17 protein-coding genes are annotated in these 18,726 nt (G+C 29.7%); 12 read left to right on the forward strand and 5 right to left on the reverse strand.

Annotated elements, in window-relative coordinates:
• Positions 1-80 precede the first annotated feature (80 nt).
• Positions 81-1,142, forward strand: a complete 1,062-nt coding sequence (locus Q4Q39_RS10615; RefSeq protein ID WP_303282432.1) for a polysaccharide biosynthesis protein — start codon at positions 81-83, stop codon at positions 1,140-1,142.
• 1 nt (position 1,143) lies between these two features.
• Here Q4Q39_RS10615 and Q4Q39_RS10620 read toward each other — a convergent pair whose 3' ends face one another.
• On the reverse strand, positions 1,144-2,319 hold the full coding sequence (locus Q4Q39_RS10620; protein ID WP_303282433.1) for a proline dehydrogenase family protein: 1,176 nt from the start codon (positions 2,317-2,319) through the stop codon (positions 1,144-1,146).
• Positions 2,320-2,453: 134 nt separating this feature from the next.
• On the opposite strand from Q4Q39_RS10620, the gene aroB reads away from it, so the two are divergent.
• Both aroB and Q4Q39_RS10630 read left to right on the forward strand, forming a co-directional pair.
• A complete protein-coding gene (gene aroB, locus Q4Q39_RS10625; RefSeq protein WP_303282434.1) occupies positions 2,454-3,521 on the forward strand; it encodes a 3-dehydroquinate synthase in 1,068 nt (355 codons plus the stop codon).
• Between the two features lie 31 nt (positions 3,522-3,552).
• A complete protein-coding gene (locus Q4Q39_RS10630) occupies positions 3,553-4,299 on the forward strand; it encodes a tyrosine-protein phosphatase (RefSeq protein WP_303282435.1) in 747 nt (248 codons plus the stop codon).
• Here the strand turns inward: Q4Q39_RS10630 and Q4Q39_RS10635 are convergent.
• The 4 genes from Q4Q39_RS10635 to Q4Q39_RS10650 are packed head-to-tail and all read right to left on the reverse strand — an operon-like array spanning position 4,296 to position 10,562.
• Entirely contained in the window at positions 4,296-6,671 is a 2,376-nt protein-coding gene (locus Q4Q39_RS10635; protein ID WP_303282436.1) for a GumC family protein, read from the reverse strand. The two genes, Q4Q39_RS10630 and Q4Q39_RS10635, sit on opposite strands and share 4 nt — an antisense overlap.
• A gap of 7 nt (positions 6,672-6,678) precedes the next feature.
• A complete protein-coding gene (locus tag Q4Q39_RS10640) occupies positions 6,679-7,452 on the reverse strand; it encodes a polysaccharide biosynthesis/export family protein (protein WP_303282437.1) in 774 nt (257 codons plus the stop codon).
• 42 nt (positions 7,453-7,494) lie between these two features.
• The gene (locus Q4Q39_RS10645; RefSeq protein WP_303282438.1) at positions 7,495-9,435 is read right to left on the reverse strand and encodes a polysaccharide biosynthesis protein; all 1,941 of its coding nucleotides are present in this window, start codon (positions 9,433-9,435) and stop codon (positions 7,495-7,497) included.
• On the reverse strand, positions 9,432-10,562 hold the full coding sequence (locus Q4Q39_RS10650) for an aminotransferase class I/II-fold pyridoxal phosphate-dependent enzyme (RefSeq protein WP_303282439.1): 1,131 nt from the start codon (positions 10,560-10,562) through the stop codon (positions 9,432-9,434). Before Q4Q39_RS10650 ends, Q4Q39_RS10645 begins: the two co-directional genes overlap by 4 nt.
• A 678-nt stretch (positions 10,563-11,240) precedes the next feature.
• Here Q4Q39_RS10650 and Q4Q39_RS10655 point away from each other — a divergent pair.
• The 9 genes from Q4Q39_RS10655 to Q4Q39_RS10695 all read left to right on the forward strand — a co-directional run bounded on the left by Q4Q39_RS10655 (position 11,241) and on the right by Q4Q39_RS10695 (position 18,722).
• Positions 11,241-12,239, forward strand: a complete 999-nt coding sequence (locus Q4Q39_RS10655; RefSeq protein ID WP_303282440.1) for an SDR family oxidoreductase — start codon at positions 11,241-11,243, stop codon at positions 12,237-12,239.
• Between the two features lie 24 nt (positions 12,240-12,263).
• Positions 12,264-13,547 carry a nucleotide sugar dehydrogenase gene (locus Q4Q39_RS10660; protein ID WP_303282441.1) on the forward strand — a complete coding sequence of 428 codons (1,284 nt, stop codon included), beginning with the start codon at positions 12,264-12,266 and terminating at the stop codon, positions 13,545-13,547.
• 74 nt (positions 13,548-13,621) lie between these two features.
• A complete protein-coding gene (rfbB, locus tag Q4Q39_RS10665; RefSeq protein ID WP_303282442.1) occupies positions 13,622-14,671 on the forward strand; it encodes a dTDP-glucose 4,6-dehydratase in 1,050 nt (349 codons plus the stop codon).
• Positions 14,672-14,696: 25 nt separating this feature from the next.
• Entirely contained in the window at positions 14,697-15,560 is an 864-nt protein-coding gene (gene rfbA, locus Q4Q39_RS10670; RefSeq protein WP_303282443.1) for a glucose-1-phosphate thymidylyltransferase RfbA, read from the forward strand.
• Positions 15,560-15,970, forward strand: coding sequence for a sugar 3,4-ketoisomerase (locus tag Q4Q39_RS10675; protein WP_303282444.1), 411 nt, complete (start codon positions 15,560-15,562; stop codon positions 15,968-15,970). The genes rfbA and Q4Q39_RS10675 overlap by 1 nt, the downstream gene beginning before the upstream one ends.
• A complete protein-coding gene (locus tag Q4Q39_RS10680) occupies positions 15,954-16,373 on the forward strand; it encodes a sugar 3,4-ketoisomerase (protein ID WP_303282445.1) in 420 nt (139 codons plus the stop codon). The genes Q4Q39_RS10675 and Q4Q39_RS10680 overlap by 17 nt, the downstream gene beginning before the upstream one ends.
• A gap of 2 nt (positions 16,374-16,375) precedes the next feature.
• Positions 16,376-17,314 carry a DegT/DnrJ/EryC1/StrS family aminotransferase gene (locus tag Q4Q39_RS10685; RefSeq protein WP_303282447.1) on the forward strand — a complete coding sequence of 313 codons (939 nt, stop codon included), beginning with the start codon at positions 16,376-16,378 and terminating at the stop codon, positions 17,312-17,314.
• Positions 17,301-17,777 (forward strand): acyltransferase, encoded by a 477-nt coding sequence (locus tag Q4Q39_RS10690; RefSeq protein WP_303282448.1) that lies wholly within the window; start codon positions 17,301-17,303, stop codon positions 17,775-17,777. Before Q4Q39_RS10685 ends, Q4Q39_RS10690 begins: the two co-directional genes overlap by 14 nt.
• A gap of 15 nt (positions 17,778-17,792) precedes the next feature.
• On the forward strand, positions 17,793-18,722 hold the full coding sequence (locus tag Q4Q39_RS10695) for a GNAT family N-acetyltransferase (RefSeq protein WP_303282449.1): 930 nt from the start codon (positions 17,793-17,795) through the stop codon (positions 18,720-18,722).
• Positions 18,723-18,726 lie beyond the last annotated feature (4 nt).

An 18,726-nucleotide genomic window follows, 5' to 3' on the forward strand; every position in this document is an offset into this window, starting at 1 on the left:
GTATTTGGCATAAAACTTTATTATTCATACTTTGCAAGTATAACCTAAAAACACACACATTTAAGTGAAGTTAAAGCCAAATGAATAAATCTACCTCTAATTATATAGATCAATTATTAATTGAATCAGGTTTATTTCCTACTAAAAAAGCACCACAAAGGCCTTTAAATAATTTTGACTTTTCTAATGAAACTATTTTAATTACTGGAGCCGCAGGTTCTGTAGGGAGTGAACTCTCAAAACAATTATTAGCATGCGACTATAAAAAACTTATTCTTGTTGATGTTGCAGAATCACCGCTTTATGATCTTATAAATGACTTAAAACTTGAAAACATTACCACGGTTGATTTCTTCCTTCTAAATATTACAGACGAAGAAACATTAAGACACCTTTTTGAAACTTATAAACCTACACTTATTTTCCATACTGCAGCTTATAAGCATGTGCCTTTAATGGAAAAAATCCCTTATGAAGCAGTCAAACTTAATGTTTTTGGAACAAAAATACTAGCCGATTTATCTATGGAATATAATGTTAAAAAATTCATCTTTATTTCTACAGATAAAGCGGTGAATCCTATAGGTATTATGGGAATGTCTAAACGTGTTGCTGAAAGTTATTTATCAACTAAATCAACGACCAGATTTATTATTACTCGATTCGGTAATATATTAGGATCTAACGGATCCGTTTTACTCCTTTTTAAAAAGCAAATAGAATTAGGTGTCCCCCTTACAGTAACAGACAACGATATTTCTCGTTATTTTATTAATAAAAGAAAAGCTTGTAGCCTAATATTGGAAGTTGCTACATTAAATAGTAAAGAAAGTAATATTTACACTTTTAATATGGGGCAACCCATCAAAATAATAGATTTAGCAGAAAGACTGGCTTCTTTTTACAATAGTATTCAAACAAAAATTGAAATAAAAATTACTGAATTACGTCCAGGAGAAAAACTTCATGAGCATCTTATTTCAAAAAATGAAATATTAATACCAACTAAAAATAAAGATATTTTATTAGTGCAATCAAAAAATAATTTTAAAACTAAAAGGAGTGACTTTTCAGAATTAACAAGTGTCAATCCAAGTATGTCAAATTCTGAAATCAAATCTATTTTAGAAAAATATATCTGAATTATAATGTTTTCCGACGCTTCTTTTCTTTAGTTAAAAGTGACAATTCTCTGCCTGTTTGACCAGCAACAGATGTATTCTCTTCTGCTCTTCTAATTAAATAAGGCATAACATCTTTTACAGGTCCAAACGGAATATATTTAGCAACATTATAGCCTTTGTCTGCTAAATTAAAACTGATATGATCACTCATACCATATAATTGACCAAACCAAATACGACTATCATTGTTTTTTAAATTGTTACTTGCCATTAATTGCATTAACAAATATGAACTGTTTTCATTATGAGTTCCAGCAAATAAAGACATACAATCTAAGTTTTCAATCATATAAAGTAATGCCTTGTCAAAATTCTCATCTGTAGCTTCTTTATTTATGCAAATAGGCGATTTGTATCCTTTTTCGTCAGCCCTATCGTTCTCTTTTTCCATGTAAGCACCGCGAACCAATTTATAGCCAAGAAAATAATTGCCTTTCTTTGCTTTTTGATGCTCATTCTCTAAAAAGGTCAATCTATCGTGTCTATACATCTGCAATGTGTTGTATACTATAGGTTTTTCTGTATTGTACTTTTGCATCATTTTTGTGACTAATTCATCCGCCGCACCTTGCATCCAACTTTCTTCAGCATCAATTAATACAGCAACATCATTGTCCTTAGCTTTTTTACAAACAACATCAAATCTATTAACAACATTAGCCCATTCTTCCTGTTCCTTTTTAGTTAAGGCTTCTCGACTACCAATTTTCTCATATAAATCCAACCTACCAAAGCCTGTTGGTTTAAATACAGCAATAGGAATTGCATCAATATCTTTAGCGAAATCAATGATTTTAAGTATTGTATTCGTAGCTGAGTCAAATTCCTTCTCGCTTTCTTTACCCTCTACGGAATAATCTAAAACTGAACTTACTCCTTTTAAATACATCTTATCGATTACTGGTAAGCAATCTTCTTCATTTACACCACCGCAAAAATGATCAAATACTGTAGAACGAATTAAGCCTTCAATTGGTAAATTAGCCTTAATAGCAAAATTCGTTGCGGCTGTTCCTATCCTGACTAAAGGTTGAATAGATATCATTTTAAATAAAAAATAAGCGCGTTCTAATTCAGAATCATTCTTTAGTGAGAATGCAATTTCTGTGTTGTCAAATATTCGATCTGTACTCATGCAAAAAATTTGTGTAAATATAATTATATCCCCACTTCCTTTTATATAAAATACTATTATTTTATATGTGAAATACTATCATTTTATGTAAAATCTCCTTAATTTCACCAACTTTAAAACACAATAATTATTTCATGGATTCAATTATCACAAATGAGTGTACAATTCATTTTAATGGCGCTTGTTATGAGCCTTTAAATAAGCATATTAAAGACAATAATTTTTCTAAGGTATTTATTTTAGTTGATGAAAATACGCATCAATATTGTTTGCCTTACTTTTTAGAAAGATTAGAAACGGATATTGTTATTGAAATTATTGAAATTGAATCTGGAGAGGTCAATAAAACAATAGATACTTGTGTAGGTGTTTGGAATACACTTTCAGAATTGGATGCAGATAGAAAAAGTTTACTTATAAATATTGGAGGAGGTGTTATTACAGATTTAGGTGGTTTTGTTGCTTGTACTTTTAAAAGAGGTATCTCATATATTAACATACCTACTACCCTACTATCCATGGTTGATGCATCTGTTGGAGGGAAAACTGGAGTTGATTTAGGACATCTTAAAAACCAAATTGGTGTTATTAGTAATGCCGATTTAGTACTAATTGATACTAAATTTTTGAACACTTTACCTCAAAACCAAATGCGTTCTGGCTTAGCCGAAATGCTAAAACACGGTTTAATTAGTGATGAAGCTTATTGGGATAAATTTAAGGATTTATCAAAATTAAATTTAGACGACCTAGATGTTTTAATTTACGAATCTGTATTAATTAAAAAAAACGTTGTTGAAAATGATCCTTTTGAAGACAACCAACGTAAAACTCTAAACTTTGGCCATACTCTTGGTCATGCTATAGAATCTTATTTTTTAAGTAATCCAAACAAAGCAGCGTTGTTACATGGAGAGGCTATTATTATAGGTATGATTTTAGCATGCTATATTTCTACCAAACTAGCAGGTTTTCCAAAGCAAACAACAATAGACATTAAAAATTTATTTATTAGTTATTATGGTAAAGTAAAAATTGATGAAAACGAATATCCTGCTATAATAGAATTGCTTAAATATGATAAGAAAAACAATCATGGGAATATCAATTTTGTACTTTTAGAATCTATTGGTACGCCCAAAATTGATTGTTTGGTTGATGACAAAATAATAGTAGATGCTTTTCATTTTTATGACAACTAAAAATTAATTTAATATAATTTGCAACGTATAAATGTTTCATTTTTTTTCTAAGAAACTATTTTTAAAAGATTTATTAGAAGATTTTGTAGATATCCATAATCACATTCTTCCTGGGATTGATGATGGAGCAAAGACTATTGAGGACTCTTTACTTTTATTGAAAAAAATGAAAGCATTGGGAATAAAACAATTTATTCCTACACCCCATATCATGCAGGGTTTTTATCCTAATACAGATGAAACTATTGGAAGTGCTTATCAAATACTATTAGGAGCCTTAACGTCTAAATTACTTGATGATATTACGGTAAATCCGGCTGCAGAATATATGCTCGACAGTAATTTTGAAAGTTTATTAGAAAACAGAAACTTATTTACTTTAAAAAGAGACTACGTACTTATCGAAATGTCATATTTTCAAGCACCTCTAAATTTAGAAGACACTATTTTTAAAATTAAAACACAAGGATATATTCCTGTTTTAGCACACCCTGAGCGCTATTCGTTTTATCATAACAATTTAGAATACTACAAAAAATTAAAACAATTAGGATGTTTTTTTCAGCTTAACTTGTTGTCACTTAGTAATCATTATGGGAAAAACGTTGAAAAAACGGCTAACTATTTAATTGAAGAGCAATTAATTGATTTTGTTGGCACAGATATTCACAACGAAGGTCATATAGATAAATTATCTAATTTAGTATTAAATAAGAAAATCGTTAAAAGCCTTGATGAAATAATAGAGAATACAAACCGAACATTCTCAGTTATTTAAGCTTTTCTTCTAAAAAAACCTTTTTTTTCTGGAGCTCCGTAGTAACCGTATTTTGCTCCATACCCAAAGTTTGATTGTTTTACATCATTAACAACAAGCATCATTCCATTAAGTTTATTTTCTGCATGCAATTCTTTCGCAAAATTCAATATACGTTTTTCGGTGTAATCTGCTCTTGTTAAATAAATTGTATGACCTGCATATTCACTTATTAATAAAGTGTCTGTAACAAGCATGGATGGAGCTGTATCGACTATAACATAATCATATTGATCAGACACAGTATCAAATAAATCTTTTATTCTGTCATTCATTAATAACTCTGCTGGGTTAGGCGGTACTTTTCCTGAAAGTAAAATATCTATATTTATTCCATTAATGTCATAGGTATTAATAGTTTCTCCAACTATTATAGATTTATCAACTAAGAATTCAGTGAGCCCAATTTTTGAATGTTTTTTTTCCTTTTTATTATTAATTGCAGAATAAATTTGAGGGTTTCTAATATCTGCACCAAGCAGTAAAACTCTTTTGCCTGTATTTACTAGTGTAAGAGCCATATTTAAACTGAAGAAAGATTTTCCTTCTCCATTAATAGTTGATGTTACGAAAATGACGTTCTCGTAATCTTTAACTTCTCTACCCCTTTTTACATAATCAAAGTTCGTTCTTATTATTCTAAATGACTCAGATAAGATAGATCTGTCATTACGTTCTACTAAAGTGTCGCCATTTCTTTTTACTCTTGGAACTTCTCCTAATACAGTTATATTTTTAATTTCTCTTTCTAAATCTTCTTTATTATGAATCTTAGTATCTAATAAATATCTTATATATATTAATAAAAAAGGTATTATAAGTCCCAAAAATAATGCTGCAATGTATGTAATTTGCCTATTTGGGGATATGGGACCTCCGTTACTGTTATATGCTTCATCAATTATTTTTGCTGTTGGAGAAGTCGCTGTTAAAGATATGGTAGCTTCTTCTCTTTTTTCTAATAAATATAAATATAGTGATTCTTTAATACCTTGCTTTCTTTCAATAGATCTTAGTTTACGTTCTTGACCTGGGACAGAGAATATTTTGGAATTTATCCTTTTTGATTGGTTTTCTAAGCTACCTATTTGTATTCTAAGTGATTTACTTGAATTATTAATACTTTGTTGTAGATTTTGTCTTATGCTTCCTAAAGTTTGGTCTAATTCTACAACAATAGGGTTTTGTTCTCCTGCACTTTTTAAAAGTGTTTTTCTTCTTTCAAGTAACTCATTATATCTAGATGAAAGTTGGCTAATAGATGCATCCCCCAAGCCTAAATTAGCAGGGATAGCTTCGTACTTATCCTCACCTAATGACTCTTTCATATAATTTAATTGATTCAATTGCATTTTGGAGGCATCCAATTGTTGCTCATTTAATACACTTGAATTTAAAAACTGACCAGCTTCAGAAGCGACATCAGTTATCTTATTTCCTGTTTTAAACTTTACAATACTATCATCAACATTAACTAAGTCTGAGGCTATTAATTCAACACGCTTATTAATAAAATCGGCTGTGTTTTTTGATATTTCATTTTTCTTCTGAATAGTGGAAATATTATACTCATCAATCAGAGTATTTACAATATCTTTAGCTTTTTGTATAACAGGGTCAGTTATACTAACACTAACAACTTTTGATGATTGACCTGTTGGTAATATAGAAATTCTGTATTTAAGAGATTCTGCTAATGTTTCTAAAGGCGTTATTTTTACTCTGATGCTGCTCCCTATGTAGCCTTTTATGTTTTTTTCTGTAGGTGTAATTATAAGACCACCAAAAAAAGTAGGAATTGTTTCTCCAAAAGTATATTTTTTTGGAGGGTCTTCTTCGCTAATTTTAAAATTAAAATGTGTAACAGAAAGAATTTCAGTGTAAAAATTAAAATTAGTCGTATTAATAATTGAATCCGATTCAATAAAATTTACGACTATTGGAGATGTTTTATAAAGTTCAAATTCGTTAACTCTTCCTTTTGAAAAATAGTTAATGTTTAGATGTAATCTTTTAACAATATTTCTTAAGAAACTTCTAGATTGAATGACTTGTATTTCATCTTCAACCATCGCATCTTCTTTTTCAGAAAAAATAGATAGATCTTTTAAAGCCCCTGCAGAAGATGCATCTTTATCATCTAAAAGCATTATTTTGGCAGTTGCACGATATTGTGGCATGGTATATCTTAAATGTAAAAAAGCTAAACCTAAGCATATAATACAGCTAAATACAAACCATTTCCATTGCTTTAAATATACAAAAAGAGTTTTTTTTAGATTAAAATCTTCGGAAGTATTATCAGATAAGTTTCTATTGTCAACTAAAGCCATGTTGATTCTAATTTCTAGTAATTAATAAGAGGGTTGTAGTTATAAGAAATGATGCTATTGAAATTAGTGTTCCAATTCTTGCATCTCCAGAAGCTCCACTTATAGCTGAGTTGTTAGGCTCAACATATACGTAATCATTTTGTGTTAAATAATACACAGGGGAATTAAAAACCTCTTTATTAGTCAAATCAATTCTTGTATAGGTTTTTGTACCATTAAAATCTCTAACTATCAATATATTGTCTCTTCTACCTTTTATAGTTAAATCCCCAGCCATACCAAGTGCTTCTAAAATAGATATTCTTTCTCCAGTAACAGGGTAAACACCAGGGTTATTAACCTCACCTGCTACAGTTACTCTGAAATTTAGAACACGGAAAATAATTACAGGATCCTTTAATAGCTTACCTTCTGCAAATTTCTTCTTAAATAAAGCTTTCGCTTCCTCAACAGTAAGACCTAATAATTTTATTTTACCTAAAACAGGATAATCTATGTTTCCTTCTGCATCAATTAAATAATCTATTAAGTCTCCCCCTGCTCCAGCAGACCTAATTAGGTTGTACGGTTGTGTGACAGTTGGATCTAAAGTGGACACATAAATACTTACAACATCACCAATTTTAAGCTTGGCTGTAAAGGTATCTGTATCAACAATAGTTTCAAAATTTTTGGCGTTTTGAAAGTAAACAACATCTTGTTTTGATGCGCATGAAGTTAAAACTATACTAATTACTATACCAACAATAAATAATTTACTTTTTATAAGTGATATGATCATTTTTAATATTATTTGGGGAAAATAGTGAAATAAAATAGTTAATTATAGGTTTCCATAATTTTTATCGGTTCTGTTCTCCGATATTTCTTTTGCTTTTTTGTAAATCTGAACTCTTTTATCAAATCGTTCGTAATCAGAATTGTTAGATTTATATTCAGGGATTAGACGCTTCATTTTCATAACAATATTATTATTTTGAAAACGATTAGTAATACATAATTCCTCTATTTGTGTTCTAATTTTTTCGTAATCTAATTCTCTAGTTTTACTAATCATTATCTTTTTATGATAGGTAGACAATGTATTTTCACCATTAGCTAATAATTCTTCATATAATTTTTCTCCAGGTCGTAATCCTGTGATTTTAATATCTATATCTTCTGGAAATCTAAGACCAGAAAGTTTTATCATATTTTTAGCCAGATCATAAATTTTAACGGACTCACCCATGTCAAATATGAAAATCTCTCCTCCTTTACCCATTGTTCCTGCTTCTAATACTAATTGAGAGGCTTCAGGGATAGTCATAAAGTATCTGGTAATGTCTTTATGTGTTAAAGTAAGAGGGCTACCATTTTCAATTTGTTTTTTAAACAATGGAATAACAGATCCATTTGATCCTAATACGTTACCAAATCGTGTCGTTATAAATTTTGTTTTGCTTTCTTTTTGAAGGCAACTGATATACATTTCTGCCATTCTTTTTGTAGCTCCCATAACGCTTGTTGGGTTAACAGCCTTATCTGTTGAAACAAAAACAAATTTCTTCACATTATAACGAGACGCTGTGTCTGCTAGAAGTTTAGTTCCATTAACATTAATCTTAATAGCTTCATATGGCGATTCTTCCATTAAAGGCACATGCTTATAAGCTGCAGCGTGAAATACCATGGTAGGTTTATGGTTTTGAAAAATAGTATCTATTCTTAAACCATCTCGAATATCTGCAACTATAGCAGTAAAATTATGCTTGCCATTTTGTTTTAAATCTTGCTGTAAATCATAAAGTGCAGATTCAGCTTGGTCAACTAAAATTAACTGCTTAACATCAAAATTAGAAAGTTGTTTAACCAATTCACTCCCTATAGATCCTGCTGCACCTGTAACAATAACTGTTTCACCAGTAAACTCATTTATTAAATTAGGGTTATTTATTTCAATTGGAGGTCTTCCTAATAAATCTTCTATTTGTACTTGCTTGATTTGCTTAACATTTAATTCTCCATTAATCCAATTTTCAATAGGTGGAATTTTAGTGATTTTTATATTAAGGTTCACCAAATTAATTAGATTTTCCTTTTCTATGTTTTTAGAAGCAATAATCAATTCATCTATTTGGTTGGATTCAATATATTTATTGTTGATTTTTTCTTTTGAAAAAATAGAAATACCATTTATAGATTTACCTTTCTTTTTTGAATTATCATCAATAAATCCTACTACCTGAAATTTTGTAGTAACATTACTTATTAAGGCGTTATAAGTAACAATTCCTGAGTCTCCCGCACCATAAATCAATACTCTTTTTGAAGACATTAATTTACACTTTAAGTACTTATAAGACATTTTAAAGAGTAATCTACTTGCACTAAGTACTACAAAGCTTAATAAGGCATGCATTACGACTATAGATAATGGTATTGTAAATTCAGGAAGTATCTCAAACATTCTATTTACAGATACAACAGTTATGCATATCAACGACATTACGCTAATAGATTTGAATAAATTTACAACGTCAGTAAATCCAGTATGTCTAATAACGCTTTTAAATGATCCTATCAATAAAAAGCTGAAAGTTGCTACTATAAGCAAAAAAGGTAATTGGATCAAAAACTGCTTTAAATCGAAATTTAATGTAAAATTAAACCTAATTAAATATGCCATGAAAAATGTTGACAAAACAATTGTCAAATCGATAGCTAAAACAAGCCATTTTGAGGCGTACTTTTGAGAGAAATAGGTAAAATAATTATTTATCATAAGTTCGGGGTTTTTAAAATATTATTAAGGATCCTATCCAAATCATCTTGGCTTAAATTAGATCCACTTGGTAAACAAAGACCTTTATCAAAAAGATCTTCTGAAATACCATTAGTAAAATGCAAACAATCTTTAAAAATTGGCTGCATATGCATTGGTTTCCATAATGGTCTTGACTCAATATCGTCTTCTGATAGCGTAAGTCTTATTTGTTCACGAGTCTCAAAAGAGTCTGTCTTAATACAAGTAATCCATCTATTTGAAACGAAACCTTGCGGTTCTTGTAAAAATTCAATAGAATTAAATTGTGATAAATTCTTTTTATAAAATTCAAAATTTTGTCTTCTAGCATTGACTCTGTCGTCAATCACTTCCATCTGTCCTCTTCCGATTCCTGCTAAAACATTACTCATTCTATAATTATAGCCTATAGATGAATGTTCATAATGAGGTGCATTATCTCTTGCCTGAGTTGATAGAAAAACTGCTTTTTCTTTTAAGCTTTGAGTATTAGTTATTAAAGCTCCTCCCCCAGAAGTAGTTATTATTTTATTACCATTAAATGATAAAATGCCAATATCGGAAAGTGTCGCACAATTTTGATTGAAATAGGTACTACCTAATGCTTCTGCGCTATCTTCTATTACAGGTATTTCATATTTTTTAGCAATGGCATTAATTTCATTTGCCTTATATGGCATACCATATAAATGCACTGCTATTATAGCTTTTGGTTTTCTATATTTTTCAATTCTGTCTTTAATAGCTATTTCCAATAATTCTGGAGACATATTCCATGTATCTGTTTCACTATCAATAAAAACAGGTTTCGCTCCTTGATATATTATTGGGTTTGCTGATGCAGAAAAAGTAAAACTTTGACATAAAACTTCATCTCCGCTAGAAACATTAAGCAATTGAAGTGCTAAATGTATCGCAGCTGTACCAGAACTTAATGCTACAACATACTTATTATGAGCTAAGTAATTCTTTAAATCATTTTCAAAACCATCAACATGAGGGCCTAATGGAGCAATCCAATTAGTATCAAAAGCGTCAGTAACAAATTTTTGTTCTGTTCCTCCCATGTGGGGTGATGATAAATATATTTTAGTTTTAGTCAACATTTAAAAATTTTATATTTTCAGTTTATTGCATAAAATATCTACACAACTTTATAGTTACGCCTTATTTGCATATATTTTCCTGAATGATTTCCCTCTTTATCCATAAAACAAAAATTACTTATTAGCTAAAATTAAATAGTACTAAAAAATATCTTTAAAATATTTGTTGTTAATCTAAAAATTCACTTCTAAGTAGATTAACACTTGAGAGATTTTGAAAATATTTATATTTTATCCTTTTTAATACAATTAAATCAATAATGCTATTAATCAATTCAATTTGTGTTTTACGGCGTAAATTTAGTAATTGTTTTAAAGCAACATGGTTAGATTTGACTTAATTCGCTAAAAGAGTGATTAAAATCGGTTAAATACATACATGTTTTTAATTAAAAGTAAAAGTATGCACATCGTCGATTCTATATTTTAATTTTGGATTAAATAATTAATAAGTAATTGACAACTAATAAAAGAAAACAGTTACGTTATAATAATAAACTAAAAAGCCCCTGGAGGTTTAATTATTGATTCTTGCTAAAAAGACACTGTTTGATCGGTAATTTTTACACATATTTGAATTTCATCGGGAAAAATAGGACCTTGATATAATTAGTTAATCTATTAAGTTTATTTTTTTCATATTTGCCCCAAACTAAAAAATAAACCCAAATCTAAAAAATGACTGGACAACAACTAAATGCTTTACAAGGAAAAAGAATCCTCATAACTGGTGGAGCTGGTTTTATTGGCTCTAACTTATGCGAAGTATTATTAGATAATAATATAAAAGTAGTTTGCTTAGATAATTTCTCTACCGGAAAGCGAATTAATATAGCCCCTTTTTTTAATAATAGCAATTTCGAATTAATTGAAGGAGATATAAGAAACCTTGATGATTGTCATAAAGCTTGCGTTGATGTTAACTATGTATTACATCAAGCAGCTTTAGGCTCTGTGCCTAGATCTATTAATGATCCTATTACTACAAACGATGTTAATGTATCAGGTTTTTTAAATATGCTAGTTGCTTCTAGAGATGCTGGAGTAAAAAGATTTATTTATGCAGCGAGCTCTTCTACTTATGGAGATCATGAAGCTTTGCCAAAAGTGGAAGATACTATAGGTAAACCATTGTCTCCTTATGCAATTACAAAATATGTGAATGAATTATATGCAGATATTTTTTATAGCACATACAAATTAGATACTATTGGATTACGCTATTTTAACGTTTTTGGAAAAAGGCAAGACCCTAACGGTGCTTATGCAGCCGTAATTCCTAAGTTTGTTCAACAGTTTGTTGACCATGAGTCACCTATCATTAATGGTGATGGTAGTTATTCCAGAGATTTTACATATATTGACAATGTAGTCCAAATGAATATCAATGCTTTAACAATAGATAATTCAAAAGCATTGAATACAGTGTATAATGTCGCTTATGGAGAAAGAACAACTTTAATTGAATTAGCTACTTTATTAAAAAAGTATTTGTCCAAATTTGATGAAGATATAAAAGATATTGAAATAAAACATAGAGATAATAGAATTGGAGATATCCCTCACTCTTTAGCTTCTATTGATAAAGCAAAACAATTATTAAATTACAATCCAAAGTACGACATTAGTAGCGGTTTAAAAGAAGCCGTTAATTGGTACTGGGAAAATTTAAAATAAAAGTTATATTATCAAAATAAAAAAATGAAGGATATTAAAATTGCTGTTATAGGTTTAGGATATGTAGGCCTTCCTTTAGCGAGACTCTTTGCAACAAAATATGATGTTGTAGGTTTTGACATTAATAAAAAAAGAATCGATGAATTATTGCAGGGCAATGATTCTACTTTAGAAGTTGATACAAAAACATTACAATCAGTTTTAAAAAAGGATTCTGATAATGATATTGGACTATTCTGTTCTTCAAACATTGAAGACATAAAAGATTGTAACTACTATGTGATTACTGTCCCCACTCCTATCGACAAAAATAATCGTCCAGATTTAACACCATTGTATAAGTCTAGTGAAACGGTTGCTCAGATCCTTAAAAAAGGAGATATTGTTATTTATGAGTCTACAGTATATCCAGGGGTAACTGAGGATGAATGCGTGCCTGTATTAGAAAAAGTAAGTGGTTTAAAGTTTAACGAAGATTTTTATGCTGGTTACTCCCCAGAAAGAATTAATCCGGGAGATAAACTTCATACCGTAGATAAAATACTAAAAGTTACAGCTGGTTCAACTCTAGAAATTGGTAAGAAAGTGGACGATTTATATGCCAGTGTTATTACTGCTGGAACACACTTAGCACCAACGATTAAAGTCGCTGAAGCAGCAAAAGTCATAGAAAACTCACAACGTGATATAAATATTGCTTTTGTAAATGAATTAGCTAAAATTTTCAATTTAATGAATATTGACACGCATTCTGTTTTAGAAGCAGCTGGTACAAAATGGAATTTTTTACCATTTAAACCAGGTCTAGTTGGAGGACATTGTATTGGCGTCGATCCTTATTATTTGGCACAAAAAGCACAAGAAGTTGGTTATCATCCAGAAATTATATTAGCCGGACGCCGCGTTAATGATAGTATGGGACAATATGTGGCCTCTGAAGTTATTAAGTTAATGGTTCAAAATGATATTCGAATAAAAGGTGCTAAAATATTAGCTTTAGGAGTTACATTTAAAGAAAATTGCCCAGATGTTAGAAACACCAAGGCTGTTGATGTTATTAATCAACTTAAAAGTTATGGAACAGAAGTAACGATATATGACCCATGGGCAAGCCCTGAAGAAGTAAAACATGAATATGATTTACAGACAGTAAAACAATTACCAGAAGGTACGTTTGATGCTGTTGTTTTAACAGTGGCTCATAGTGAGTTTTTAGAAGATAATCTTGAGAGTTTATTAAACGAAAACGGTGTCTTATACGATGTGAAAGGTATCTTAAAAAGACATAATGTAAATGGAAGATTATAGTAATAAACCATTACAAGCCTATCATATCTTATAATTGGATTTAGATAAGGCAAAACAGAAAAAAATTAAGATATATGAAAATTTTAATAACTGGAGGAGCAGGTTTTATTGGTTCTCATGTCATTAGATTGTTTGCTTTAAAATACCCTGATTATCAAATATACAATTTGGATGCGCTTACATATGCAGGGAATTTAGAGAACTTAAAAGATTTAGAACACTTAAATAACTACACTTTTATTAAAGGTGATATTACTGACGAAAATTATATAAATCAAATTTTTGATAAGTATAGATTTGATGCCATCATCCATTTGGCTGCAGAATCACATGTTGATAGATCTATTACTGATCCTTTAGCGTTTGCTAAAACAAACATTTTAGGTACTATGATTTTGTTGAATGCCTTCAAAAATTTGTGGAAAGATAATTGGAATGGCAAATTATTTTATCATGTTAGTACGGATGAAGTATATGGAACATTAGGTACTCAAGGATTATTTAAAGAGTCTACACCATATGACCCAAATTCTCCCTATTCTGCTTCAAAAGCAAGTTCAGATCATTTTGTAAGAGCATATGGAGAAACTTATAATTTGCCGTATGTGATTTCTAATTGTTCAAACAATTATGGACCAAACCAATTCCCTGAAAAACTCATTCCTCTTTTTATAAATAATATTATAAAAAATAAACCCTTGCCTGTTTATGGAGATGGTAATTATACTAGAGATTGGCTATATGTTAAAGATCATGCTATAGCTATAGACATGGTTTTTCATAAAGGAAAAAATACAGAAACATACAATATAGGAGGATTTAACGAATGGAAAAATTTAGATTTGGTGAAATTACTTTGTGATGTAATGGATGAAAAATTAGGCAAAGAAGTTGGACAGTCTCAACAATTAATAACATTTATAAAAGATAGACCTGGTCATGATTTAAGATATGCTATCGACGCATCAAAAATCAATAATGACTTGGGTTGGAGTCCTTCTGTAACCTTTGAACAAGGTTTATTGAAAACCGTAGATTGGTATCTAGAAAACTCAGAATGGTTACAAAATATTACTTCTGGAAACTACCAATCATATTATGATAAAATGTATTTACATGATTAGTAACAATACTAAAAAATAATAAAATATGAAAGGAATTATTTTAGCAGGAGGATCAGGAACAAGGTTATATCCTTTAACTATATCCGTTAGTAAGCAATTATTGCCTGTTTATGATAAACCGATGATATACTATCCTTTATCAGTATTGATGATTGCTGGTATACAGGATATACTTATTATAACTACACCTCATGACCAAGAGATGTTTGTAAAACTTTTAGGTAATGGCTCTCAGGTGGGGTGTAACTTTGAATATGCAGTACAACCTGAACCAAATGGCCTTGCCGAAGCTTTTATAATTGGAGAAAAGTTTATAGGAAATGATAAAGTTGCTCTAGTTCTTGGTGACAACATTTTTTATGGGAATGGTTTTGGAAAGTTATTAAGAAGTAAAACCAATATAAATGGGGCTTCAATATTTGCCTATCCTGTAAACGACCCTGAGCGATATGGTGTAGTTGAATTCGATAAAAACGAAAAAGCCATTAGTATTGAAGAAAAACCGAAACATCCAAAATCATCATATGCTGTTCCTGGTTTATACTTTTATGACAATAGAGTTATCGAATTTGCGAAAATGGTTAAACCCTCAGATAGAGGAGAAAAAGAAATCACTTCGTTAAATCAAATGTATCTAGACCTTAATGAATTAGAAGTTGGAATTATGACCAGAGGTATGGCATGGTTAGATACTGGGACTGTAGATGCTATGGATAGTGCAACAGAGTTTGTTAGAGTTATGGAAAAAAGAACAGATAAAAAAATTGCCTGTATCGAAGAAATCGCATATTTGCATGGATATATTAATAAAGAACAAGCTATGGAATCATCAAGAAAATATGGAAAAAGTGGTTATGGGAGCTATATTAAAAAAATAATAAATTCATAATGGATCGAGTAAAACAAATCGATTTACCAAAAATTTTAGATAAACGAGGTAATTTGAGCTTTTTTGAAAGTAGTAATCAAATCCCATTTGATATAAAAAGAACCTATTGGATATATGATGTACCAGGTGGAGAAATTAGAGGGAGTCATGCTTTTAAGGAATCCACAGAATTTATCATTGCTCTCTCTGGTAGTTTTGATGTTGTACTCAATGATGGAGTTGAAGAAAAAAAGTTTAGTTTAAACAGATCTTATTATGGACTTTATGTTCCAAACTTATTATGGAGAAGGCTCGAAAACTTTTCAACTAACTCTCTAGCTCTTATTGTATCTTCTATGGAATATAATGAAAAAGATTATATAAGAGATTTTAAAAATTTTAAAATTATTAGAGATGAAGCTAAAAAATAATACAGTTTATGATTGCTCTGTAATCGATGTTTCCAAGATACATAATGATGCAGGAAATATAACAGTAATAGAGAACGGCCATAATATACCTTTTAATGTTAACCGCGTATATTATTTATATGATGTCCCAAGTGGAGAAGCAAGAGGAGGGCATGCACATTATGAACTGGAACAATTTATAGTAGCTGCTAGTGGGAGTTTTGATGTTATTCTAGATGATGGATTAAATAGAAAAAGAGTGTCTCTTAATAGGCCTAATTTAGCACTTCATGTAGTGCCGGGTTTATGGAGAGAACTAGACAACTTTTCTTCTGGATCTATATGCATGGTATTGGCTTCACACACTTATGATGAAAATGATTATATAAGAGATTACAATAAATTTTTAAAATATCGAAATTAAAAATGATTTATTGGAAAGGTCAAATAATTAATCCAGAAGATTTCAGAGTTCCTTCATACTATATAAGTCCATTTAATGTTAAAGAATTATCTAAAATTGATAAGATTAAATCCATTCCTTTAGATCATAATGATATGATTGCCAAACTTAATTCGAAGTTTGGCAATCATAAGTATTTAATAAACGGTAAAGAAGCTATATATAAAGCACTATCTTTCTATAACTTAGATAAAGGTGACGAAGTCTATATAGTTACAAGTACAGGTAATAAATATGTAAGTAGTTGTGTTACAAACGAAATTGAGAAGTATTGCAATTGGTCAAGGAAACGAAGTGATAAAACTAAGTTAATATTTGTTATTCATGAATTTGGAGTTGTTTATAAGCAGATGAATGAACTAAAAGAAACAAATTTGCCGATTATAGAAGATTTGGCGATGTCTCTTTTTTCTAATGATAGTGATGGTAAAATTGGAACCTATGGAGATTTTGCTATCTATAGTTTACCTAAGTTCTTTCCCATACAATTTGGTGGTGTTTTAAGATATAATAATCCCAAATTCAGTGATGATGAGTTAGGAAAAAACGACTTGCCTTTTCAAATTGATCTAAAACAAACATCCCATTTTTATTTTAAAAAGGAAAAAAAAATCATCAAAAAAAGATTAGCAAATTATAATTATTATGCTTTAAAATTAAATGAAATTGGATTAAATACTAGGTTTATTTTAAACTCAAAAGAAACACCTTCAGTTTTCATGTTTACTACTGATTCTTTGAATTTGAATGAACTTAAAGTTTTTATGCAAAAAAACGGTGTTGAATGTAGTGTTTTCTATGGAGAGAATGCCTTTTATCTTCCTGTACATCAAAACTTAAAGAGATTTGACTTAGATTTTATTATTAACCTTATTAAATATTTTACAATTGAAAACCAGTAATATTACATTAGGAAAGGATGTTATTGTAGACAGTACAACTTCTATCAATAATGTTACGATTCAAGATAATGTAAAAATCGCAAAATATTGCAGTATTTACGGATCAGAATCAAATATTTTAGAAATAGGAAGTGAAACTTATATTGGAATGTTTTCAATAATTAATGGTTTTTCTGAAAAAGTGATTATTGGAAACAATGTTTCAATAGCGCAAAATGTAAATATAATGAGCGATTCTGGCCCTAACGCAAGCTCAGAAATGCAAAAATACTTTCCTTTAATAAAAGGTAAAGTAGTAATTGGAGATCATTGTTGGATTGGAGCTAATGTGGTTATTATGCCAAATGTTACACTCTCAGAGTTTTGTGTGGTTGCTGCAAACAGTTTTGTTAATTCTAGTTTCCCCCCCTACTCTGTTATCGGAGGAAACCCTGCTAAACTAATTAAAACTATAACTAAATAGTAAAAAATATAAGAAATGGAAATTAAGAGATACGATAGTACTCAAAAAACAGTTTGGGATGAGTTTATTCCAAAAAGCAAAAATGGCGTTTTTCTCTTTTATCGAGAATATTTAGATTATCATAAAGATAGGTTCACAGATCATTCTTTAATTATTTTAAAAAAGAATAAAATAATAGCACTATTCCCTGCAAATGAAAATAATAATCAAATACTTTCTCATGGCGGCCTGACTTTTGGTTCTTTAATAATGAGTCATGATGTAAGAGCTGCAGAAGTATTAAATATATTTTTAAAAATTAAAGAATATTATAAAGAATTAAAATTCACAGACATAACATATAAAGCAGTTCCTTCTATTTTCCATAAATATCCTTCAGAAGAAGATTTATATGCCTTATTTAGAATGGATGCAAAACTTATCAGAAGGGATATTTCTTCCGTTGTAAAAATAAGTAATAAGATTCGTTTTTCAGAAAGTAAAAGGCAGGCAGTAACAAAATGCATTAAAAACGAAGTCGTTGTTTCTAAAAACAATGATTTTGGAGAATATTGGAATTTATTAACCAGTGTTTTGGCAAAATTTGATACAAAACCAGTCCATACACTGGAAGAAATTAATAGTTTAAAAGAATCATTTCCGGATAATATAAATTTATTTGAAGCAAGAAAAGATAACATCCTATTAGCAGGAATAGTGGTTTATGATTTTGGCAATGTTATCCATACGCAGTATATGGCTAACTCTCAAGACGGCAGAAAAATAGGTGCATTAGATTTTATAAATGATAGTTTAATAAATGAAGTTTATAAAGATAGGGACTTTTATAGCTTTGGCATTTCTACAGAGAATCAAGGTAGGGTTCTAAATGAAGGATTAATTCAGCAGAAAGAGATGATGGGAAGTAGAGGCATTGCTGTAGATTTTTATAATATTAGTTTGTAAATAA

It is taken from the genome of Flavivirga amylovorans, assembly GCF_030540875.1.
Classification (GTDB): Bacteria; Bacteroidota; Bacteroidia; order Flavobacteriales; family Flavobacteriaceae; genus Flavivirga; species Flavivirga amylovorans.